Below are 20,168 nucleotides of genomic sequence, written 5' to 3' on the forward strand. Positions count from 1 at the left end.
CCGATACGTTGCCGTATACACACTTTCCAGGCGTGCTCCTTCAGCCACTCGGACACCTCACCAAATTGTCGTTCCAGCATTACTGGAACGGGCGCTAATGTAGGGAAATATCCTTTCTACGTCAATCAACTTTTTTAAAAAAAAGCGCGTTTATACAAACTTCCACCAATCTGTGGCTTTAATAAGCGAAAACTGCTTTTTTTGCCCGCGTCAGGAAATTTGCTATGCTGCACATCCCGTTGAAAACGCTGATAACAGGCGCAATCACATTCCGCACAATACTGCTCAGGAGATAACATGGAGATAATTTTTTATCACCCGACATTTAACGCCGCCTGGTGGGTAAATGCACTGGAGAAGGCTCTCCCACATGCGCGCGTTCGTGAATGGAAGGTCGGTGATAACAACCCCGCAGACTATGCGCTTGTATGGCAGCCCCCGGTTGAAATGCTGGCCGGAAGACGCTTAAAAGCCGTCTTTGCGCTGGGCGCGGGGGTGGATGCAATTCTGAGTAAATTAAATGCGCATCCGGAAATGCTGGACGCCTCCATTCCTCTATTCCGTCTGGAAGATACCGGAATGGGCCTGCAAATGCAGGAATATGCCGTCAGCCAGGTATTACACTGGTTCCGTCGTTTCGATGATTATCAGGCGCTGAAAAATCAGGCGCTATGGAAGCCGTTGCCGGAATATACCCGCGAAGAATTTAGCGTCGGTATCATGGGCGCAGGGGTACTGGGCGCAAAAGTGGCAGAAAGTCTACAGGCGTGGGGGTTCCCGTTACGTTGCTGGAGTCGTAGCCGCAAATCCTGGCCTGGCGTGGAAAGTTATGTGGGGCGTGAAGAGCTGCGCGCTTTCCTGAACCAGACGCGGGTGCTGATTAATCTGCTGCCGAATACGGCCCAAACGGTAGGAATTATTAATAGCGAATTGTTGGATCAATTGCCGGATGGCGCTTACGTGCTGAATCTCGCGCGCGGCGTTCATGTTCAGGAGGCGGATCTGCTGGCTGCGCTTGATAGCGGTAAGCTAAAAGGTGCGATGTTGGATGTCTTTAGCCAGGAACCGTTACCGCAGGAAAGCCCATTATGGCACCATCCGCGAGTCGCCATGACGCCGCACATTGCGGCAGTCACCCGTCCGGCGGAAGCCATCGATTATATTAGCCGCACCATTACCCAGCTGGAGAAGGGAGAGCCGGTGACGGGGCAGGTGGATCGGGCGAGAGGATATTGACATCAACCCGGCGCGGGCCGGGTTTCGCTAAAAAACGCTGGCGATACCTGCTATCCTTGTCGGAAATGACTACAGGAGAGAGCAATGTATCCCGTTGACCTGCATATGCATACCGTCGCCAGCACTCATGCCTACAGTACTCTGAGCGATTATATCGCGGAAGCCAAACGCAAAGGCATTAAACTTTTTGCGATTACCGATCATGGTCCGGACATGGAAGATGCGCCGCATCACTGGCATTTTATTAACATGCGCATCTGGCCGCGTCTGGTTGACGGCGTGGGGATACTGCGTGGCATTGAGGCGAATATCAAGAACATTAACGGTGAAATTGATTGCTCCGGAAAGATGTTCGACTCGCTGGATCTGATTATCGCAGGCTTTCATGAGCCCGTTTTTGCGCCGCATGATAAAGAAACCAATACCCAGGCGATGATCGCGACCATCGCCAGCGGCAAGGTGCATATAATTAGTCACCCCGGAAATCCAAAGTATCCAGTGGAGGTTAAAGCCATCGCGCAGGCGGCGGCGAAACACCATGTAGCGCTGGAAATCAACAACTCTTCTTTTTTGCATTCGCGTAAAGGAAGTGAAGATAATTGCCGTGCGGTCGCTGCCGCCGTACGTGATGCAGGAGGCTGGGTAGCGTTAGGATCTGATTCCCATACGGCCTTTACGCTTGGCGATTTCACCGAATGCCGGAAAATTCTGGATGCGGTGAATTTCCCGGAAGATCGAATCCTGAACGTCTCGCCGCAGCGCTTACTGGCCTTTCTCGAATCACGCGGTATGGCGCCTGTACCGGAATTTGCCGAACTTTAATCGTTATTTACGGGAAGATATCAATGAATGAGTTTTCAATCCTGTGCCGAGTGCTGGGATCGTTGTATTACCGCCAACCGCAAGATCCTTTACTGGTTCCGCTGTTTACGTTAATCCGTGAAGGTAAACTGGCGGCAAACTGGCCGCTGGAGCAGGATGACATGCTGGCGCGTTTACAGAAAAGCTGCGATATCACGCAGATTTCCACTGATTATAATGCGTTATTTGTTGGGGAAGAGTGCGCGGTAGCACCATACCGCAGTGCGTGGGTCGAAGGCGCGGAAGAGTCTGAGGTGCGCGCTTTTTTAACGTCGCGAGGGATGCCGCTGGCCGATACGCCTGCCGATCACATTGGCACTTTATTGCTCGCGGCCTCCTGGCTGGAAGATCAGTCTACCGAAGATGAAAGTGAAGCGCTGGAAACCTTATTTGCCGATTATCTGCTTCCCTGGTGCAATACCTTCCTCGGTAAAGTTGAAGCCCATGCCGTTACGCCATTCTGGCGCACTCTGGCGCCGCTAACGCGTGATGCGATAGGAGCCATGTGGGATGAACTTCAGGAAGAAGATGAAGAATAATGTGATGTAAATCACCCTTAACTGCAACGGGTTTTACATCATTGCATAAAATGTGTGCGTGATCTCATTAATGTGCCGCTTTTCTGTTATGATGCGCGCCATGAACATACTTCTTTCTATTGCTATCACGACGGGCATCCTTTCTGGAATATGGGGATGGGTGGCCGTCTCCCTGGGGTTACTAAGCTGGGCCGGTTTTTTAGGCTGTACGGCTTATTTCGCTTGTCCGCAGGGCGGCTTTAAGGGATTGTTGATTTCCGCCTGTACGCTGTTAAGCGGTATGGTGTGGGCGCTGGTCATTATTCACGGTAGCGCGTTGGCGCCGCATCTGGAAATTGTCAGTTACGTGTTGACGGGGATCGTGGCATTCCTGATGTGTATCCAGGCAAAGCAGCTATTGCTTTCTTTTGTCCCGGGAACATTTATCGGCGCCTGTGCGACATTTGCAGGGCAGGGTGACTGGCGGTTGGTATTACCGTCGCTGGCGCTGGGGCTAATCTTTGGCTATGCCATGAAAAATAGTGGGCTATGGCTGGCATCACGCCGCGAGCAACATTCAGCGAATACGGCGGTCACAAAATAAAAAAGCGTGGGGTTCTTCCCCACGCTTTGTCGTATTGATCAGGATTCTGGCGGTACTGACAGCTCACGGTATTTCACCAGAATATCATTTTGCCTGTCCGCTTTATTCTGCAAATCCCACAGTCCACGATCGATACCATCATTAATGAGGAAGATAACACCGGTTTCAATGGCTGACATCAGACACAGCATCACCGGTTCGTTCGAGGTATAGCCGATTTCGCCTTCCAGTAAGCGCTGGTAATCAATAAAACGGAACACGCCTGCCTGTACTTCATAGGAAAGGATGGTTTTACTGGTGTTCACCGAAGAAAGGATCTCGCCCGTACTGACGTTAACCACGCGCAGGTTGACAGCAATCTGATCCAGCTGATACTGCGTATCGGCGCCAATACCGAAATATCTTGCGCCGACCCCGCCGGATTTGACGTTACTTTCATAACCAATAATAGAACCTTCCACCATAATATTTGCCGCCGTCAGCGACTGAAGCGGGATACGGTTATTCATCGCCACGGTGCCGTTTTCCTGGGCTGCGCGAATAATTTTCCGTTCATTCAAAAGATTCTGTAAGCCTTGTCGTTCCAGTGGGATAAACCAGCGCGAATCTTTCAGCGCGGTGACCAACATAGCGGTGGCGCTCTGTGGCACAGCCGTGGAAAAGTTACTTGCCGGGTAAGGTTTAAATTGGCCCGTTTCATCCTGAATGTTATATACCGAAACAAAGATCTTACCGGTGGGAGCAGGTAAGTGCGTCAAATCTTTGTAACTTTGTGCGCGGGGCATTAATGTCGGTTTCGCAGCTTGTTTCGGCGGGGCAGTTAAGCATCCGCTCAACAATAAAACGGCAACCAAAATAAGTAAGCGCGGCATGATTTATATCCTTTAGTGACTGTAGCTTAAAAATCGGTTGACTGAGTTTGTAAACCTGACACTTCGATGGTCGAGGTTCTTCCCGTTTTTCTGTCCGTGACGTTGAGCTGGAGCTGTCCGTCGCGATTAGCGATATCGATAATAAAATCGTTGGTCACCATACGTCCTGGTTTCCCGGTATTAATATTGGTCAACAAGCCGCCCAGAATTTGCGATTGAATAGCCTGCGTAAAGTTATCCAACGCTGAGGGGGTTTCGATACCAAAATCGTTATCATAAGCGGGGTCTTTATATGAATTTTGCGCCTGGGCGCTATTCAATAAAAAGGAACCGTTATTGGGGTTTCCACCAAAGTTAGGATTACGGAACTGGAACGTCATATTTCCAGCCCAGGTTAATGGCGAAAAAAGCATGAGCAGCACTACTGCATGTTTAACACGCATGACAGCCTCCGGATAAAAATCATGTTTTAGAATTCATCACGCGCTAAATCACTCGTACTTAATAGCGTTTGATCTATTTGTCGGCGATTTAATGCTTCCTCTGTTTGCGCTAATGCGAAGACGACGGTTTTCTCGAAGTCTCTTTTCATTGGAAATAAAAAGGTCTGGAAAATAACGTCCTGATTTACCGTTATGGTGATCCAGCTTCCCCAACGCGCACTGGGTCTTTCATTAATGGTCAGATTGCCGGTGTATTCGCTTTCCCATTTGTCGCTGAATGCACGATAGAATTCATGTCCTATCGAAGAGACGGTATGGTCGGTTAACAATCCGGGAACCTCGACTTCAACTTCATTGGCATGCAGGTTTCCGGTAGCGAACAGTAACTCTGCTGCTACAATCCAGGTCAGATAGCGTTTCATGGCCTTACCGCCTGAGATTATCGTTTGCCCATGAAACTGCCTGGGTGCGATTTTTGACAGCTATCTTTTTGAAAAGATTATAAAGATGTGTCTTAACCGTATTCTCGCTGATAAATAGCGACCTGGCGATTTCATTATTAGAGGCACCAATACGTAACTTATTGAGGATCTCTTTTTCGCGATGAGTGAGTAATGCGGACTCGGTGCTGTTGTAGCGGTAATTTCCTGAGTGTGTAATCAGGTAACTGGCTAATTTTTGTGAAAAATAGCATTCGCCGCGCAGAATACCCTGTAATCCGCTGACCACGTGTTCCTGGTCTTCAGTGGCGTAAAACACGCCGTTAATATGAGGCCAGTTTTCAATTTCACGGTAGGGATAATCGTCAGGGGTATTTAACAATAATGTTTTTATATTATTGTTTTTGCGGCTTAAATTATCCTGCCAATAGTGGATAAGCTTCTTATCCGCTTCCATCATATCCATTAAAACAATGCAACCGGCTGAGATATCTTCCAGAGAACGTTGAATATTATGCAGTTTTCCGGTTATGGCCAGCGATTGCTTTAAATGTTGCAATAATGCCGTAGCTTGCAGAGATGGCTTTGTGATCAACAATAGTGTGTGACCATGACTACTATGGACTTCATTAAACATGATGAAACTCCACTTTTTTTAATCGCACATCTGACAGCTGCCCCCATAAAATAAAGGCACCAGAAGTACTGACAGATGTTGCACTGCTGTGGGTTGAAATAGCCCATTATCCAGAAAGAGAAAAATATTTACGAAAATACTTTTAACTGTTTTCAATCTAGCCATTACAAATCTTAAAGCAAGTGTTAAACTTGTAACAAAATGTAAAAATATATATTAAAATGTTGTTTTTGGGTTTTTTTGAAGTTTAGATTTGATAGTAAAGTTGTACATTTCGCTGTTATTGCATAGATTTAAAAAATCATACAAATTATAACAATTCATTGATTTTTAATTATTTTAATTATTATATGTCATGTTTTGATTTTATTTTTTCTTAAAATTCGAGACGCGGTATTAACCTGGACAGCACAAAGACAAAAAAAACGAAGTGTGTCACGTCTTGTGCGTATTGCCCCCCCATGGGAAGCATAAGAACATCCCGATGGCGGCATAACACACACCAACCCTTCATTTTTTGGGTTCGCGATATACTATCTTCTGTGGCCAAAAATCAATTATACCCAAAATAATTCGAGTTGCTTAAAGGCGGCAAGGGAGTGAGTCCCCAGGAGCATAGATAACTATGTGACTGGGGTGAACGAGCGTAGCCAACACATAAGCAACTTGAAGTATGAAGGGTATATAAAAAATCACATGGCTATCGTTTTATTAGCACTTTGGTATGAGCTTAAATAACAAAATACCACGCGTGGGTGAGTTATTAAAAATGTTTCCACGGACATACTCTTCATCGTAACGACGCGTTAACAAAAAACGCATGTCGCTAACAAGGTAATAGATAGTTTTCGCTATGTACGACCAGGTCCAGGGTGACAGCATGAAAAACAAATTGTTATTTATGATGTTGACAATACTGGGTGCGCCTGGGATTGCAACCGCGACAAATTATGATCTGGCTCGTTCAGAGTATAATTTTGCGGTAAATGAATTAAGCAAGTCTTCATTTAATCAGGCGGCCATTATTGGTCAAGTCGGCACGGATAATAGTGCCAGAGTACGCCAGGAAGGATCAAAACTATTGTCCGTTATTTCACAAGAAGGAGGAAATAATCGGGCGAAAGTCGACCAGGCAGGGAATTATAACTTTGCGTATATTGAGCAAACGGGCAATGCCAACGATGCCAGTATATCGCAAAGCGCTTACGGTAATAGTGCGGCTATTATCCAGAAAGGTTCTGGAAATAAGGCCAATATTACCCAGTACGGTACGCAGAAAACAGCAGTTGTAGTGCAGAAACAGTCGCATATGGCTATTCGCGTCACCCAACGCTAATACCGTTACGACTTTTAAATCAATCCGATGGGGGTTTTACCATGAAACTTTTAAAAGTGGCAGCATTCGCAGCAATCGTAGTTTCTGGCAGTGCTCTGGCTGGCGTCGTTCCACAATGGGGCGGCGGCGGTAATCATAACGGCGGCGGCAATAGTTCCGGCCCGGATTCCACGTTGAGCATTTATCAGTACGGTTCCGCTAACGCTGCGCTTGCTCTGCAAAGCGATGCCCGTAAATCTGAAACGACTATTACCCAGAGCGGTTATGGTAACGGCGCCGATGTAGGCCAGGGTGCGGATAATAGTACTATTGAACTGACTCAGAATGGTTTCAGAAACAATGCCACCATCGACCAGTGGAACGCTAAAAACTCCGATATTACTGTCGGTCAATACGGCGGTAATAACGCCGCGCTGGTTAATCAGACCGCATCTGATTCCAGTGTAATGGTGCGTCAGGTTGGTTTTGGCAACAACGCCACGGCTAACCAGTATTAATTTAGCGTCTGCGCTAATAAAAAAACAGGGCGTAAGCCCTGTTTTTTTTCGGGAGGAAATTATGCATACTTTATTGCTCCTTGCCGCACTTTCAAATCAGATTACGTTTACCACAACTCAGCAAGGCGATATTTACACGGTGATCCCTCAGGTAACATTAAACGAACCCTGCGTCTGTCAGGTGCAAATTCTCTCTGTGCGCGACGGTGTCGGGGGACAAAGCCATACACAGCAAAAACAAACGCTATCTTTACCTGCTAATCAACCGATTGAGTTGTCTCGTCTTAGTGTAAATATATCTTCAGAGGACTCGGTTAAAATTATTGTTACTGTTTCGGACGGACAATCACTGCATTTATCACAACAATGGCCGCCTTCTGCACAGTAGTTTTTGATGGTGGCGGAAATGGATTGGCTGACCTGGGTATTAAAGAGGCGATAAAAGCGTCTCATCGTCTCGGCATGTCGCTAAAAGGTAACGCCGAACCCTCGAGGATGACTAATCATTGAGGAGTTAACATGTCCGTAATCAAGAAAAATATCCCTGCCATAGGCCTGTGTATCTGCGCTTTTTTTATCCATTCTGCGGTAGGGCAACAAACGGTACAGGGCGGCGTTATCCATTTTCGCGGCGCGATTGTTGAGCCACTGTGCGATATTTCTACTCACGCCGAAAATATTGATTTAACCTGCCTGCACGAAGGTAAAAAGCAAATGCACCGGATTGACCTTCGGCAGGCATCTGGATTACCGCAGGATATTCAGTCCATTGCGACGGTTCGGCTGCATTATCTCGATGCGCAAAAAAGCCTGGCGGTGATGAATATTGAGTACCGTTAACGGCGGTGTCATAGATATAAAAAGAGCGACTCTGTTGAAAGCCCTGCTGTACACTTTGCAGATAAGGTGAGACAAAGGGGGGGGTTATGACATCACGTCTTCAGGTCATACAGGGTGATATCACTCAACTTAGCGTCGATGCGATAGTGAATGCCGCTAACGCATCATTAATGGGCGGCGGCGGCGTAGACGGCGCGATTCATCGCGCGGCGGGGCCGGCATTGCTGGACGCCTGTAAACTCATCCGCCAGCAACAGGGCGAATGTCAGACGGGACATGCGGTTATCACGCCTGCTGGCAAGCTTTCGGCAAAGGCGGTTATTCACACAGTGGGGCCCGTCTGGCGAGGCGGCGAACACCAGGAAGCTGAGCTACTCGAAGAGGCATACCGGAATTGTTTGCTGCTTGCCGAGGCGAATCACTTTCGTTCCATCGCTTTTCCGGCAATCAGTACCGGCGTTTATGGTTATCCACGCGCCCAGGCTGCTGAAGTCGCCGTCAGGGCGGTTTCAGATTTTATTACCCGTTACGCTCTGCCTGAACAGGTATACTTTGTCTGTTATGATGAAGAAACTGCCCGGCTTTACGCAAGATTACTTACTCAGCAAGGCGACGACCCTGCCTGATAAAACACGCCTTGAGCGTGCCGTTGAACCGCTATGCGCGCGCCATCCCGGAGAGTGCGGCATTCTGGCGCTGGATAACAGTCTGGACGCTTTTGCCGCCCGCTACCGCCTGGCCGAAATGGCGGCGAGGACGCTGGATGTGCAGTATTATATTTGGGAAGACGATATGTCCGGGCGGCTGCTCTTTTCGGTACTGCTGTCGGCGGCGAAGCGCGGCGTTCATGTTCGTCTGTTGCTGGATGATAACAATACGCCCGGTCTGGATGATACGTTGCACTTGCTGGATAGTCATCCTAATATCGAAGTTCGTCTGTTTAATCCTTTCTCTTTTCGTACGCTACGCGCGCTGGGGTATTTGACGGATTTTGCGCGGCTGAATCGGCGGATGCACAATAAAAGTTACACTGCCGACGGCGTAGTGACGCTGGTCGGTGGGCGCAACATCGGCGATGCCTATTTCGGTGCTGGCGAGGAGCCGCTATTTTCCGATCTGGACGTGATGGCCATTGGCCCGGTGGTCAATGATGTCGCCAATGATTTTGAACGTTACTGGCGCTGTAGTTCAGTGTCGACATTGCAGCAAGTATTATCCCTTTCTGAGCAGGAACTGACGCAGCGTATCGAACTTCCCGAATCCTGGTATAACGATGAGATCACCCGCCGTTATCTGCATAAGCTGGAAACCAGCCAGTTTATGGCGGATCTCGATCGCGGAACGTTGCCGCTGATTTGGGCAAAAACACGCTTGCTTAGCGATGACCCTTCTAAAGGCGAGGGGAAGGCGCAGCGCCATTCGCTTCTTCCGCAGCGATTATTTGACGTGATGGGGTCGCCGACGGAGCGTATCGACATTATTTCCGCTTACTTTGTCCCTACGCGCGCAGGCGTGGCGCAGTTGCTTCATCTGGTCAGGAAAGGCGTGAAGATCGCCATCTTAACTAACTCTCTGGCGGCCAACGATGTGGCGGTCGTTCACGCAGGGTACGCGCGCTGGCGAAAGAAATTACTGCGCTATGGCGTGGAGCTCTACGAACTGAAACCGACCCGCGAACATGAAACCGCCGTACATGATCGCGGACTCACCGGGAACTCAGGTTCCAGCTTACATGCTAAAACGTTCAGTATTGATGGTAGTAAGGTGTTTATCGGGTCGCTTAATTTTGATCCCCGTTCAACGCTTTTAAATACTGAAATGGGCTTTGTCATTGAAAGTGAAACGCTGGCGACGCTTATTCATAAGCGTTTTACGCAGAGCCAACGCGATGCGGCCTGGCAACTGCGGCTGGATCGCTGGGGACGAATTAACTGGATCGATCGTCAGCAAGAAGAGGAAAAGGTGTTAAAGAAAGAACCCGCTACGCGTTTCTGGCAGCGAGTTCTGGTACGGTTGGCGGCAATTTTGCCTGTGGAATGGTTGCTGTGAACCCGCGCGCGGAAAACTACCCGATCGCGGCGCGGCTTTCTTGTTTTACCGGCGGTTTACCTGAAAAGAGAAATTTCAGGAGCGGGATGCGTAAATGAATTTCATACAGAATTAACGCAATACCCATGACAAATATCAGCCCGCACAAGAACCCGATCAGGTTGGAGGAGATATGCGGCGTAATATACGCGCCAAAGAAAAGCGTTAAGGGATGATGCACCAGATAGATAAACAGCGAAGCATTCACGAAATAGGTGACACGCGCGGACTGGAAGTTTAACAAGCGATGCCCCAGTGAAAATACTACGTTCACCATCCACAGCCCCATAACCATCGTAATCACAGATTCGGTTTCGTACATCCAGGCATCACCGCTCCCATAACGTTGATTCAGCAGATACGCGATAAAAGCAACGGCAGCGCCTAAAGTGCATCCGCGTGAGGGCGTGGTGAAGCGCGCTTTCAGATCGGGGTGAATGAAAGCCAGCGCGCCGAGAATAAAAAAAGGCACATAAAATAGCGTTTGCATCACAATAAAATTGAACATGCCGTCACTGAGGATTGCCGGATATACGATGAAAATAATGCGCCTGATAGCGGCGTAAGCCATCCCCAGCAGGAAAAAAATAAGCGAAAGTTTGGCCAGTGAAATAGCGGCGGGACGAGGCTTGCTTGTTTCCTGCCTTTTTTGGAACCAGGTAAAAATCCCGATGCTGACGGTGGTTAATATCACCAGCACCAGTAAAAACCACAGATGTGAAATGAGTTCCCACGCTAACGTATTATATTTTTCATAGGCAGAGAGTGTAGGCCAGTTCTCTGTTTTCTCTTTGACATATTGCAACAGGATAAATTGCGGCAAGGTAAGCAAAGGGATTGCGGTAAGCATGGGAATACCCACACGTTCTACCCGTACTTTCCACCAGCGTTTTAACGGATAACGTAAAAACAACATGTACGAAAAATAACCAGAAATAACAAAAAACACCTGCATACGAAAAGCGTGGATAAAATCGTTAAACAGGGTTAGCCACCATGATGGCGCGGCACTATTGACATGCCAACTGTGAGTGGAATAGATCAACGAGATATGAAAGGGAATCCCTAACAACATCAGCCATGCGCGGATAGAGTCAAGAAAATATTCACGCGGCGCGGGTACAGAGCTCATATAAGGTCACGTATTCTCAGATTTTTCACCTTATCCATAAGGCGAATTATAGTTACATTCGGTAGCAACCCTACACCAACTCCGACAACCTGTCTCCAGGATAAGCACGCAAAGTGAAAACAGGTGTGGGAGATGCTTAATCGATGAGCCAGTGCGCTGAACAAAGCCTGGATTCAGTTGTCGTAATGCCTGATTATCCATTAAAATGGATCGGATCGATATAAGCACACAAAGGGGGAAGTGCTTACTTATTATGAAACATAAACAACAAATGATGAAAATGCGTTGGTTGGGCGCAGCTATTATGTTAACGCTCTACGCATCATCGAGCTGGGCGTTCAGTATTGATGACGTGGCAAAACAAGCTCAATCTTTAGCCGGGAAAGGCTATGAGGCGCCTAAAAGCAACTTGCCCTCCGTTTTCCGCGACATGAAATATGCGGATTATCAGCAGATCCAGTTTAACAGCGATAAAGCCTACTGGAACAACTTAAAGACCCCTTTTAAGCTCGAATTTTACCATCAGGGGATGTACTTCGATACGCCTGTCAAGATTAACGAAGTGACGGCGACGACGGTCAAAAGAATCAAATACAGCCCGGATTACTTCAATTTTGGCAATGTTCAGCACGATAAAGACACGGTAAAAGATTTAGGCTTTGCCGGGTTCAAAGTCCTGTACCCCATCAACAGTAAAGATAAGAACGACGAAATCGTCAGTATGCTTGGCGCCAGCTATTTCCGCGTTATCGGCGCAGGCCAGGTGTATGGCTTATCTGCGCGTGGCCTGGCGATTGATACCGCCTTACCATCTGGTGAAGAGTTTCCCCGCTTTCGCGAGTTCTGGATTGAGCGTCCAAAACCCACCGATAAGCGTTTGACTGTCTATGCATTACTGGATTCTCCGCGCGCGACCGGCGCTTACCGTTTTGTGATCATTCCTGGCCGCGATACCGTGGTGGACGTGCAGTCAAAAGTCTATCTGCGCGATAAAGTGGGCAAGCTGGGCGTTGCGCCATTAACCAGTATGTTCCTGTTTGGGCCAAACCAGCCGTCGCCGACGACCAACTATCGTCCGGAACTGCATGACTCGAACGGCTTATCCATTCATGCGGGTAATGGCGAGTGGATTTGGCGTCCGCTGAACAATCCAAAACACCTCGCTGTGAGCAGCTATGCGATGGAAAACCCTCAGGGATTCGGCCTGTTGCAGCGTGGTCGCGAGTTCTCGCGCTTTGAAGATTTAGACGATCGCTACGACCTGCGTCCAAGCGCCTGGATTACCCCGAAAGGTGACTGGGGCAAAGGCAAGGTTGAACTGGTTGAAATTCCGACTAATGATGAAACCAACGATAACATCGTCGCTTACTGGACTCCGGATCAACTGCCGGAACCGGGTAAAGAGATGAACTTCAAGTACACTCTGACCTTCAGCCGCGATGAAGATGAACTTCATGCGCCGGATAATGCCTGGGTGCTGCAAACACGCCGCTCAACGGGCGACGTTAAACAGTCGAATCTGATTCGTCAGCCCGACGGCACTATTGCCTTTGTGGTGGATTTCGTTGGTGCCGACATGAAAAAACTGCCGCCGGATACGCCTGTCGCTGCGCAAACCAGCATTGGCGATAACGGTGAAATCGTTGACAGTAATGTACGCTATAACCCAGTCACTAAAGGCTGGCGTTTAATGCTGCGCGTGAAAGTCAAAGACGCGAAGAAAACCACGGAAATGCGTGCCGCATTGGTAAATGCCGATCAGACGCTAAGTGAAACCTGGAGCTACCAGTTACCTGCCAATGAATAAAACAACTGAGTATATTGACGCACTGTTGCTTTCTGAACGTGAGAAAGCGGCATTGCCGAAAACTGACATCCGCGCCGTACATCAGGCGCTGGATGCCGAGCATCGGACTTACTCGCGAGAAGACGATTCACCGCAGGGTTCCGTAAAAGCCCGCCTTGAACACGCCTGGCCGGATTCATTGGCGCAGGGGCAGTTAATTAAAGATGATGAAGGGCGCGATCAGTTGCAGGCTATGCCAAAAGCGACGCGCTCTTCGATGTTTCCCGATCCCTGGCGAACCAACCCGGTTGGCCGTTTCTGGGATCGCCTGCGTGGGCGGGATGTAACGCCGCGCTATGTTTCTCGTCTGACAAAAGAAGAGCAGGCGAGCGAGCAAAAATGGCGTACCGTCGGCACTATACGCCGCTATATTTTGTTAATTTTGACTCTGGCGCAAACCGTCGTCGCGACCTGGTATATGAAGACCATTCTGCCTTATCAGGGATGGGCGCTTATCAATCCTATGGATATGGTGGGGCAGGATATTTGGGTCTCCTTTATGCAGCTCCTGCCCTACGTGCTGCAAACCGGTATCCTGATTTTGTTTGCCGTGCTGTTCTGCTGGGTGTCAGCCGGATTCTGGACGGCGCTGATGGGCTTCCTGCAACTGCTTATCGGGCGCGATAAGTACAGCATCTCCGCGTCTACGGTTGGCGATGAGCCCCTCAATCCGGAACACCGGACGGCGCTGATCATGCCTATCTGTAATGAAGACGTTAGCCGCGTTTTCGCCGGTCTGCGCGCGACCTGGGAGTCCGTTAAAGCCACAGGCAACGCCGCGCATTTCGACGTCTATATCCTTAGCGACAGTTATAACCCGGATATCTGCGTGGCGGAGCAAAAGGCGTGGATGGAGCTTATCGCGGAAGTGCAGGGCGAAGGCCAAATTTTTTACCGTCGCCGCCGCCGCCGTATGAAACGCAAAAGCGGCAATATTGACGATTTTTGCCGCCGCTGGGGCAATCAGTACAGCTATATGGTGGTGCTGGACGCGGACTCAGTGATGAGCGGCGAGTGTCTGAGCGGGCTGGTGCGCCTGATGGAAGCGAATCCAAACGCCGGGATTATCCAGTCTTCGCCGAAAGCGTCGGGGATGGATACTCTGTATGCCCGCTGCCAACAGTTCGCGACCCGTGTTTATGGGCCGCTGTTTACCGCCGGGCTGCACTTCTGGCAGTTGGGGGAGTCGCACTACTGGGGGCACAATGCCATTATCCGCGTGAAGCCGTTTATCGAGCACTGCGCTCTGGCGCCGCTGCCGGGAGAAGGTTCGTTCGCCGGATCGATTCTTTCCCACGACTTTGTGGAGGCGGCGCTGATGCGTCGGGCAGGGTGGGGCGTCTGGATTGCCTACGATCTCCCCGGCTCCTATGAAGAGCTGCCGCCAAACCTGCTGGATGAGCTTAAACGCGACCGCCGCTGGTGTCACGGCAACCTGATGAACTTTCGTCTGTTCCTGGTGAAAGGAATGCACCCGGTACATCGCGCCGTGTTTCTGACGGGGGTAATGTCATATCTGTCCGCGCCGTTATGGTTTATGTTCCTCGCGCTTTCTACCGCGCTGCAGGTCGTTCATGCGTTAACGGAGCCGCAATATTTCCTTCAGCCGCGCCAGCTTTTTCCGGTCTGGCCGCAGTGGCGTCCGGAACTGGCAATCGCGCTGTTTGCGTCAACGATGGTGCTGCTGTTCCTGCCGAAGCTGCTCAGTATTATGCTGATCTGGTGTAAAGGCACCAAAGAGTATGGCGGTTTCTGGCGCGTTACGCTGTCGCTGTTGCTGGAAGTGCTGTTCTCCGTGTTGCTGGCGCCGGTGCGTATGCTGTTTCATACCGTGTTTGTGGTCAGCGCGTTTCTCGGCTGGGAAGTGGTCTGGAACTCACCGCAACGCGACGATGATTCTACGCCGTGGGGAGAAGCCTTTATGCGTCACGGCTCTCAACTGCTGCTGGGGCTGGTCTGGGCGGTGGGTATGGCGTGGCTGGATTTACGCTTTCTGTTCTGGCTGGCGCCGATTGTCTTTTCGCTGATTCTGTCGCCATTTGTTTCGGTGATCTCCAGTCGTTCAACGGTAGGATTACGCACCAAACGCTGGAAGCTGTTCCTGATCCCGGAAGAGTATTCGCCGCCTCAGGTGTTGGTCGATACCGATAAATATCTGGAGATGAATCGCCGCCGTATTCTGGACGATGGCTTTATGCATGCGGTATTTAACCCGTCGCTGAATGCGCTGGCGACCGCGATGGCCACCGCGCGTCACCGTGCCAGTAAGGTGCTGGAAATAGCCCGCGATCGTCATGTGGAGCAGGCGCTAAACGAAACGCCGGAGAAACTGAACCGCGATCGGCGTCTGGTTTTGCTCAGCGATCCGGTGACGATGGCGCGTTTACACTATCGGGTCTGGAATGCGCCAGAGAGATACTCTTCCTGGGTAAACCATTATCAGTCTCTCGTCCTGAATCCGCAGGCGTTACAGGGACGAACATCGTCAGCGGGATAAGGTCTTCAGGTCTGGAGTGAGGTGAAAAATACCGGCGTGATGCCGGTATTTTTATAGTGAAATGAGGTATCAGGTGCGTATATTCGCGGTGAGCATAATGGTAATTACCCTGAGCGGCTGCGGCAGTATTATCAGCAGAACGATCCCCGGACAAGGACACGGCAACCAGTATTACCCTGGCGTGCAGTGGGATATGCGTGATTCCGCATGGCGCTATATCACTATCCTCGATCTGCCCTTCTCACTGATCTTCGATACACTGCTACTGCCGCTCGATATTCACCACGGGCCTTATGAGTAATTAACGCTCATCCCATTCGTCTGCCGCAGTACGGCCTTCCTCGGTATCAAGCGGGGGTTCAAGCTGGAATTCCCCTTCATCCCATTCATGCAAGGTATTCTCTTCCTGCCACTCCTGGCGGATCTCTATCTCATCATAATCGCCGTCAAACACGCTCTGCGCGGCTTCACCACTCAGCATCGGCAAACATTCGCCATCTTCACCTTCATCGGCGAAAAATTCGACCTGCCACATGATGTCCCCATCCTGCAGTACATATTTCTGAACGTTGAACTGCTGCACATTCGCTTCATCTTGTTCGAGGCCTGGATGGTCAGCCAGAAATTCTTCCCGGGCTGCATCGATAGCTTCTTCCAGCGTGGCATACATGGTCATCAGTGTCTCCCTTTGATTTGACGAGGTATTTAGGGAAAGAATAGCTGATTCTGTGATATTGCAAGTATGAAAGCGCAAAAATCATTCTATTGCCAGTCTGCGCCGTCGTAAGCTGTTCCATGAATAGATAGCATTGAACAACACCACGCCTGCCGTGACGCAGAATACGGCGCGGAAGCCATAGCTCGCGGAAATTGCGGCGCCCATGAGAGGGCCGGTGACGTTGCCGATATCGCGGAAAGATTGGTTGTAACTGAATATGCGCCCGGCTATCTGGTTGGTAGAGTTGTAAACCAGCAGAGTTTGAACGGCTGGCAGCAGCGCGCCATCCGCCGCGCCAAGCAGAAACCGCAATAGCGCGAGCTGCCACGGCGTTTGCACAAAAGACATTGGAATCAGCAGCAGTACGGAAATAATCAGCGCGACGATAAGGATCTTTTCCGGGCCAATTCTGTCGCCAAGCTTGCCGAGCCGGGGGGCGCTAAGTAATGCCGCCACGCCGGGAACGGACGCTATCATCCCGCTAATGAACGCAATATTACTGACATTTCCCGCGAGTTCGCGCACATAGAGCGTCAGGATGGGCGCAATAGACCCCGTCGCCACCTGAATAATCAGCGTGGTGACAAACAGGCTTAACACCAGGCGGGGATTTTTTAACGAGGCGACCACTTCCCGAACGTGAAGCATCTCTTTTTTGCTCACCGGCAGGAAATTCTCGCGAATAAAAAAGAAGGTGAGCAGAAAACAGATAAACAAAACGCTGGCGGTAATAAAAAAGACCGGGCGAAGGCCGTAATGGTCGGCGAGCAGACCGCCCGCAAGTGGGCCAAGCAGAGCGCCGCTGACGCCGCCAGTAGAGAGCGTCCCTAACGCCCAGCCGCTTTTGTGGCGCGGCACCTGAGTGGCGATGAGCGCATTGGCGTTGGGAATAAATCCGCCCAGCAGGCCTAATAACGCGCGGAGGATCAGAAATTGCCAGATATTTTGCGCCATGCCCATTAACAGCATCACAATGGCCATGCCGAGAGCGGAACGCAACAGCATGATCTTACGCCCTTTACGATCCGCCAGACCGCCCCAAAAAGGGGAAGCGATAGCTGAAAAGAGGAACGTAATACTAAAGACCAGCCCGGACCACATGTTGAGCGCGCTATGGCCTGTTACGCCGAGTTGCTCAACGTAGAGAGGGAGAAAAGGCATGACCAGACTGAATGCCGCGCCGGTTAAAAAACAGCCCAGCCAGGTAACGGTTAGATTGCGTTTCCAGTTTATGGGGACATCAGAGGGTGACATAGCGTTCCACAGTATGATGCGCGGTTTGCGCTATCATCAATTTAATTATGAGCGTACTAATTATAATTATGCGCCGACCTTACCAGCCTCGCAATGTGGGGAGCTTTTAAAGCTAAAAGAGGGGAAAAATTGCAGCCTGACGGCTGCAATCCTGTCAATAGCGCGACGGTACGCCTTCAGGGCGAGTTTTAAAGCGGCGATGCAGCCACATATACTGCTCTGGCGCCATCATAATGCACTGCTCAACAATCTTATTCATCCACGCGGCAGTCGCTTCTGCGCTCTCCAGCGGAGGCGAATATTCCGCAGGAAGAATGATCAGTTCGTAGCCTTTCCCATCGGGTTTACGGCGAGGCACGAAGGGGATAATACAGGCTTTAGACATGCGCGCGAGCATCCAGGTACCGGAGGTCGTGGCGGCCTGGTCGACGGCGAATAATGGTACAAAAACGCTGGCGCGCGGACCATAATCGTGATCCGGCGCATACCAGATCAATTCGCCGCTTTTCAATGCCTTAACCATGCCTTTCAGATCTTTGCGATCCAACATCGATTTATTGGAGCGTAAGCGCCCCCAGGTCTGTAACCAGTCGAGCAACGGATTATCATTCGGGCGATAAACTCCGATACCCGGGTTATGCATACCAAACATGCGGGCGCCAAACTCAAGGGTAAGGAAATGTATTCCTACCAGAATGAACCCCAACCCCTGCGCCTTAACTTCACGGATATGCTCCAGACCGCTCGCTTCCATCCAGCGGTTCACTCGCCGGTCGGACCAGAACCAGGCCATGCCAGTTTCCATCACGCCCATACCGACGGATTCAAAGTTTTTGACCACCATGGTGTGGCGTTCCTGCGCGCTCATTTCCGGAAAGCATAATTCAAGGTTGCGATAGGCGATTTTCGCGCGGCGTTTCATTACGCGTCGCGCCAGGTGGCCCAATGCGCAACCCAATTTATAGATGACCGGGTAGGGGAGTTGCACGACCAACCAAAGCGCACCTATACCCAACCAGGTTAACCAATAGCGCGGGTGCAGTAAGGCCACGGAGAACTTAGGCAACTTCGTCATTTCTATCCTGTCTTTCAACGAACAATTCCCCGTATTCTCGCATCTTTTTGCGTTGAGCAAAAATATGTAGCAGGAGAGTGGCGATTAAATCGACAATTGTTGTTAATTGTTTAGTGTAAAGCAGGAAATGTAGCGCAAAATATGTGGATGTAAATTGGCGAGACTTGCCTTATCATGCCTGCCCACTTTATTTTTTGCTGATTGCAGGATACGTACACCATGCCAGTGTTACACAACCGCATCTCTAATGACGAGCTGAAAGCCAAAATGCTGGCGGAAAGCGAGCCACGTACGACAATTTCTTTTTATAAATATTTCACTATCGCCTCGCCGCAAAAGACGCGGGACGCGTTGTATCAGGTGTTTACGGCGTTGGACGTTTTTGGTCGCGTTTACCTGGCGCATGAAGGCATCAATGCGCAAATCAGCGTGCCGCAAAGCAAGCTCGAGACGTTTCGTCAACAGCTTTATACGTTCGACCCCGCGCTGGACGGGCTGCGTTTAAATATTGCGCTGGAGGATGACGGAAAGTCATTTTGGGTGCTGCGTATGAAAGTTCGCGACCGTATCGTTGCTGACGGTATTGATGATCCGACTTTTGACGCCAGTAATGTCGGCGATTATCTGAAGGCGGCAGATGTGAATGCGATGCTGGACGATCCTGACGCGGTCTTTATTGATATGCGCAACCACTATGAGTATGAAGTTGGCCATTTCGAAAATGCTCTGGAAATCCCGGCGGATACGTTTCGTGAACAGTTACCAAAAGCGGTTAAAATGCTGCGGGAACATGCAGATAAAAAGATAGTGATGTACTGTACCGGCGGTATTCGTTGTGAGAAAGCCAGCGCCTGGATGAAACACAACGGTTTCAATAAAGTCTGGCATATTGAGGGTGGCATCATTGAGTACGCCCGTCGCGCGCGCGAGCAGGGGCTTCCCGTTCGCTTTATCGGCAAAAACTTTGTATTTGATGAGCGAATGGGCGAACGAATCTCGGATGAGGTTATCGCGCATTGCCATCAGTGCGGCGCGCCCTGCGATAGCCATACCAACTGCAAAAACGACGGTTGCCATCTGCTGTTTATCCAGTGTCCGCAGTGCGCCAGTAAATTTAACGGCTGCTGTAGTGAACAATGCTGTGAAGAGTTGGCCTTGCCGGAGGAAGAACAGCGCCGACGTCGCGCGGGTCGCGAAAACGGCAACAAAATTTTTAATAAATCGCGTGGTCGGCTTAATAGCAAACTGAGCATTCCCGATCCAGCTGAGTAATA

General features: G+C 50.1%; 22 protein-coding genes. 14 read left to right on the plus strand and 8 right to left on the minus strand.

The genetic code is table 11. The features are described from left to right. Nucleotides 1-297: 297 nt before the first annotated feature. From ghrA to ACLD11_RS12220, 4 genes are all read left to right on the plus strand, one after another. Nucleotides 298-1,236: a glyoxylate/hydroxypyruvate reductase GhrA gene (ghrA, locus tag ACLD11_RS12205; RefSeq protein ID WP_042949838.1), complete on the plus strand. Its 939-nt coding sequence runs from the start codon at nucleotides 298-300 to the stop codon at nucleotides 1,234-1,236. Between the two features lie 84 nt (nucleotides 1,237-1,320). Then, complete coding sequence (locus ACLD11_RS12210) at nucleotides 1,321-2,058, plus strand: phosphatase (protein ID WP_000283643.1); 738 nt, start codon at nucleotides 1,321-1,323, stop codon at nucleotides 2,056-2,058. A 23-nt stretch (nucleotides 2,059-2,081) separates the two neighbouring features. Continuing rightward, complete coding sequence (locus ACLD11_RS12215) at nucleotides 2,082-2,636, plus strand: molecular chaperone (RefSeq protein ID WP_411011636.1); 555 nt, start codon at nucleotides 2,082-2,084, stop codon at nucleotides 2,634-2,636. A gap of 100 nt (nucleotides 2,637-2,736) precedes the next feature. Beyond that, on the plus strand, nucleotides 2,737-3,219 hold the full coding sequence (locus ACLD11_RS12220; protein WP_001546652.1) for a DUF1097 domain-containing protein: 483 nt from the start codon (nucleotides 2,737-2,739) through the stop codon (nucleotides 3,217-3,219). Between the two features lie 38 nt (nucleotides 3,220-3,257). Here ACLD11_RS12220 and csgG read toward each other — a convergent pair whose 3' ends face one another. The 4 genes from csgG to csgD are packed head-to-tail and all read right to left on the minus strand — an operon-like array spanning nucleotide 3,258 to nucleotide 5,611. Beyond that, complete coding sequence (gene csgG, locus ACLD11_RS12225; protein ID WP_001137620.1) at nucleotides 3,258-4,091, minus strand: curli production assembly/transport protein CsgG; 834 nt, start codon at nucleotides 4,089-4,091, stop codon at nucleotides 3,258-3,260. 26 nt (nucleotides 4,092-4,117) lie between these two features. Further along, nucleotides 4,118-4,534: a curli production assembly/transport protein CsgF gene (gene csgF, locus ACLD11_RS12230; protein WP_001264073.1), complete on the minus strand. Its 417-nt coding sequence runs from the start codon at nucleotides 4,532-4,534 to the stop codon at nucleotides 4,118-4,120. A 26-nt stretch (nucleotides 4,535-4,560) separates the two neighbouring features. Continuing rightward, nucleotides 4,561-4,956 (minus strand): curli production assembly/transport protein CsgE, encoded by a 396-nt coding sequence (gene csgE / locus ACLD11_RS12235; protein ID WP_000833307.1) that lies wholly within the window; start codon nucleotides 4,954-4,956, stop codon nucleotides 4,561-4,563. Between the two features lie 4 nt (nucleotides 4,957-4,960). Next, entirely contained in the window at nucleotides 4,961-5,611 is a 651-nt protein-coding gene (csgD, locus tag ACLD11_RS12240) for a biofilm master transcriptional regulator CsgD (RefSeq protein ID WP_000481517.1), read from the minus strand. Nucleotides 5,612-6,491: 880 nt separating this feature from the next. On the opposite strand from csgD, the gene csgB reads away from it, so the two are divergent. From csgB to ACLD11_RS12270, 6 genes are all read left to right on the plus strand, one after another. After that, on the plus strand, nucleotides 6,492-6,947 hold the full coding sequence (gene csgB / locus ACLD11_RS12245) for a curli minor subunit CsgB (protein WP_000791655.1): 456 nt from the start codon (nucleotides 6,492-6,494) through the stop codon (nucleotides 6,945-6,947). 41 nt (nucleotides 6,948-6,988) lie between these two features. Next, on the plus strand, nucleotides 6,989-7,444 hold the full coding sequence (gene csgA, locus ACLD11_RS12250) for a curli major subunit CsgA (RefSeq protein ID WP_000771416.1): 456 nt from the start codon (nucleotides 6,989-6,991) through the stop codon (nucleotides 7,442-7,444). 61 nt (nucleotides 7,445-7,505) lie between these two features. Beyond that, on the plus strand, nucleotides 7,506-7,832 hold the full coding sequence (gene csgC, locus ACLD11_RS12255; RefSeq protein ID WP_000557256.1) for a curli assembly chaperone CsgC: 327 nt from the start codon (nucleotides 7,506-7,508) through the stop codon (nucleotides 7,830-7,832). Nucleotides 7,833-7,963: 131 nt separating this feature from the next. Further along, nucleotides 7,964-8,284, plus strand: coding sequence for a type 1 fimbrial protein (locus ACLD11_RS12260; RefSeq protein ID WP_023219176.1), 321 nt, complete (start codon nucleotides 7,964-7,966; stop codon nucleotides 8,282-8,284). A gap of 86 nt (nucleotides 8,285-8,370) precedes the next feature. Continuing rightward, nucleotides 8,371-8,910 (plus strand): O-acetyl-ADP-ribose deacetylase, encoded by a 540-nt coding sequence (gene ymdB, locus ACLD11_RS12265; protein WP_411014959.1) that lies wholly within the window; start codon nucleotides 8,371-8,373, stop codon nucleotides 8,908-8,910. After that, the gene (locus ACLD11_RS12270; RefSeq protein WP_220659764.1) at nucleotides 8,846-10,333 is read left to right on the plus strand and encodes a phospholipase D family protein; all 1,488 of its coding nucleotides are present in this window, start codon (nucleotides 8,846-8,848) and stop codon (nucleotides 10,331-10,333) included. The genes ymdB and ACLD11_RS12270 overlap by 65 nt, the downstream gene beginning before the upstream one ends. Before the next feature lie 16 nt (nucleotides 10,334-10,349). On the opposite strand, the gene mdoC is transcribed toward ACLD11_RS12270, so the two are convergent. Next, nucleotides 10,350-11,504, minus strand: coding sequence for a glucans biosynthesis protein MdoC (mdoC, locus tag ACLD11_RS12275; protein ID WP_411014960.1), 1,155 nt, complete (start codon nucleotides 11,502-11,504; stop codon nucleotides 10,350-10,352). Nucleotides 11,505-11,775: 271 nt separating this feature from the next. On the opposite strand from mdoC, the gene mdoG reads away from it, so the two are divergent. From mdoG to ACLD11_RS12290, 3 genes are all read left to right on the plus strand, one after another. Beyond that, a complete protein-coding gene (gene mdoG / locus ACLD11_RS12280) occupies nucleotides 11,776-13,311 on the plus strand; it encodes a glucans biosynthesis protein MdoG (RefSeq protein WP_127175740.1) in 1,536 nt (511 codons plus the stop codon). Beyond that, nucleotides 13,304-15,847: a glucans biosynthesis glucosyltransferase MdoH gene (mdoH, locus tag ACLD11_RS12285; RefSeq protein WP_023246043.1), complete on the plus strand. Its 2,544-nt coding sequence runs from the start codon at nucleotides 13,304-13,306 to the stop codon at nucleotides 15,845-15,847. Before mdoG ends, mdoH begins: the two co-directional genes overlap by 8 nt. A gap of 73 nt (nucleotides 15,848-15,920) precedes the next feature. Beyond that, nucleotides 15,921-16,148, plus strand: a complete 228-nt coding sequence (locus tag ACLD11_RS12290; protein WP_001217832.1) for a YceK/YidQ family lipoprotein — start codon at nucleotides 15,921-15,923, stop codon at nucleotides 16,146-16,148. On the opposite strand, the gene ACLD11_RS12295 is transcribed toward ACLD11_RS12290, so the two are convergent. The 3 genes from ACLD11_RS12295 to ACLD11_RS12305 form a co-directional block, all read right to left on the minus strand. Further along, a complete protein-coding gene (locus ACLD11_RS12295) occupies nucleotides 16,149-16,523 on the minus strand; it encodes a MysB family protein (protein WP_000180050.1) in 375 nt (124 codons plus the stop codon). A gap of 81 nt (nucleotides 16,524-16,604) precedes the next feature. Then, entirely contained in the window at nucleotides 16,605-17,819 is a 1,215-nt protein-coding gene (gene mdtG, locus ACLD11_RS12300) for a multidrug efflux MFS transporter MdtG (RefSeq protein ID WP_000075053.1), read from the minus strand. Nucleotides 17,820-17,973: 154 nt separating this feature from the next. After that, a complete protein-coding gene (locus tag ACLD11_RS12305; RefSeq protein WP_183060583.1) occupies nucleotides 17,974-18,894 on the minus strand; it encodes a Kdo(2)-lipid IV(A) acyltransferase in 921 nt (306 codons plus the stop codon). 219 nt (nucleotides 18,895-19,113) lie between these two features. On the opposite strand from ACLD11_RS12305, the gene ACLD11_RS12310 reads away from it, so the two are divergent. After that, on the plus strand, nucleotides 19,114-20,166 hold the full coding sequence (locus ACLD11_RS12310; protein ID WP_411014961.1) for a rhodanese-related sulfurtransferase: 1,053 nt from the start codon (nucleotides 19,114-19,116) through the stop codon (nucleotides 20,164-20,166). The last annotated feature ends 2 nt before the right edge of the window (nucleotides 20,167-20,168 follow it).

Origin of the sequence: Salmonella sp. 741265116_PST (genome assembly GCF_046567715.1) — a bacterium.
Taxonomy (GTDB): Bacteria; Pseudomonadota; Gammaproteobacteria; order Enterobacterales; family Enterobacteriaceae; genus Salmonella; species Salmonella enterica.

Coding starts and splice junctions, on each gene's coding strand:
- ghrA (WP_042949838.1), top strand. CDS start 298: ATGGAGATAATTTTTTATCACCCGACATTTAACGCCGCCTGGTGGGTA.
- ACLD11_RS12210 (WP_000283643.1), top strand. CDS start 1,321: ATGTATCCCGTTGACCTGCATATGCATACCGTCGCCAGCACTCATGCC.
- ACLD11_RS12215 (WP_411011636.1), top strand. CDS start 2,082: ATGAATGAGTTTTCAATCCTGTGCCGAGTGCTGGGATCGTTGTATTAC.
- ACLD11_RS12220 (WP_001546652.1), top strand. CDS start 2,737: ATGAACATACTTCTTTCTATTGCTATCACGACGGGCATCCTTTCTGGA.
- csgG (WP_001137620.1), bottom strand. CDS start 4,091: ATGCCGCGCTTACTTATTTTGGTTGCCGTTTTATTGTTGAGCGGATGC.
- csgF (WP_001264073.1), bottom strand. CDS start 4,534: ATGCGTGTTAAACATGCAGTAGTGCTGCTCATGCTTTTTTCGCCATTA.
- csgE (WP_000833307.1), bottom strand. CDS start 4,956: ATGAAACGCTATCTGACCTGGATTGTAGCAGCAGAGTTACTGTTCGCT.
- csgD (WP_000481517.1), bottom strand. CDS start 5,611: ATGTTTAATGAAGTCCATAGTAGTCATGGTCACACACTATTGTTGATC.
- csgB (WP_000791655.1), top strand. CDS start 6,492: ATGAAAAACAAATTGTTATTTATGATGTTGACAATACTGGGTGCGCCT.
- csgA (WP_000771416.1), top strand. CDS start 6,989: ATGAAACTTTTAAAAGTGGCAGCATTCGCAGCAATCGTAGTTTCTGGC.
- csgC (WP_000557256.1), top strand. CDS start 7,506: ATGCATACTTTATTGCTCCTTGCCGCACTTTCAAATCAGATTACGTTT.
- ACLD11_RS12260 (WP_023219176.1), top strand. CDS start 7,964: ATGTCCGTAATCAAGAAAAATATCCCTGCCATAGGCCTGTGTATCTGC.
- ymdB (WP_411014959.1), top strand. CDS start 8,371: ATGACATCACGTCTTCAGGTCATACAGGGTGATATCACTCAACTTAGC.
- ACLD11_RS12270 (WP_220659764.1), top strand. CDS start 8,846: ATGATGAAGAAACTGCCCGGCTTTACGCAAGATTACTTACTCAGCAAG.
- mdoC (WP_411014960.1), bottom strand. CDS start 11,504: ATGAGCTCTGTACCCGCGCCGCGTGAATATTTTCTTGACTCTATCCGC.
- mdoG (WP_127175740.1), top strand. CDS start 11,776: ATGATGAAAATGCGTTGGTTGGGCGCAGCTATTATGTTAACGCTCTAC.
- mdoH (WP_023246043.1), top strand. CDS start 13,304: ATGAATAAAACAACTGAGTATATTGACGCACTGTTGCTTTCTGAACGT.
- ACLD11_RS12295 (WP_000180050.1), bottom strand. CDS start 16,523: ATGACCATGTATGCCACGCTGGAAGAAGCTATCGATGCAGCCCGGGAA.
- mdtG (WP_000075053.1), bottom strand. CDS start 17,819: ATGTCACCCTCTGATGTCCCCATAAACTGGAAACGCAATCTAACCGTT.
- ACLD11_RS12305 (WP_183060583.1), bottom strand. CDS start 18,894: ATGACGAAGTTGCCTAAGTTCTCCGTGGCCTTACTGCACCCGCGCTAT.
- ACLD11_RS12310 (WP_411014961.1), top strand. CDS start 19,114: ATGCCAGTGTTACACAACCGCATCTCTAATGACGAGCTGAAAGCCAAA.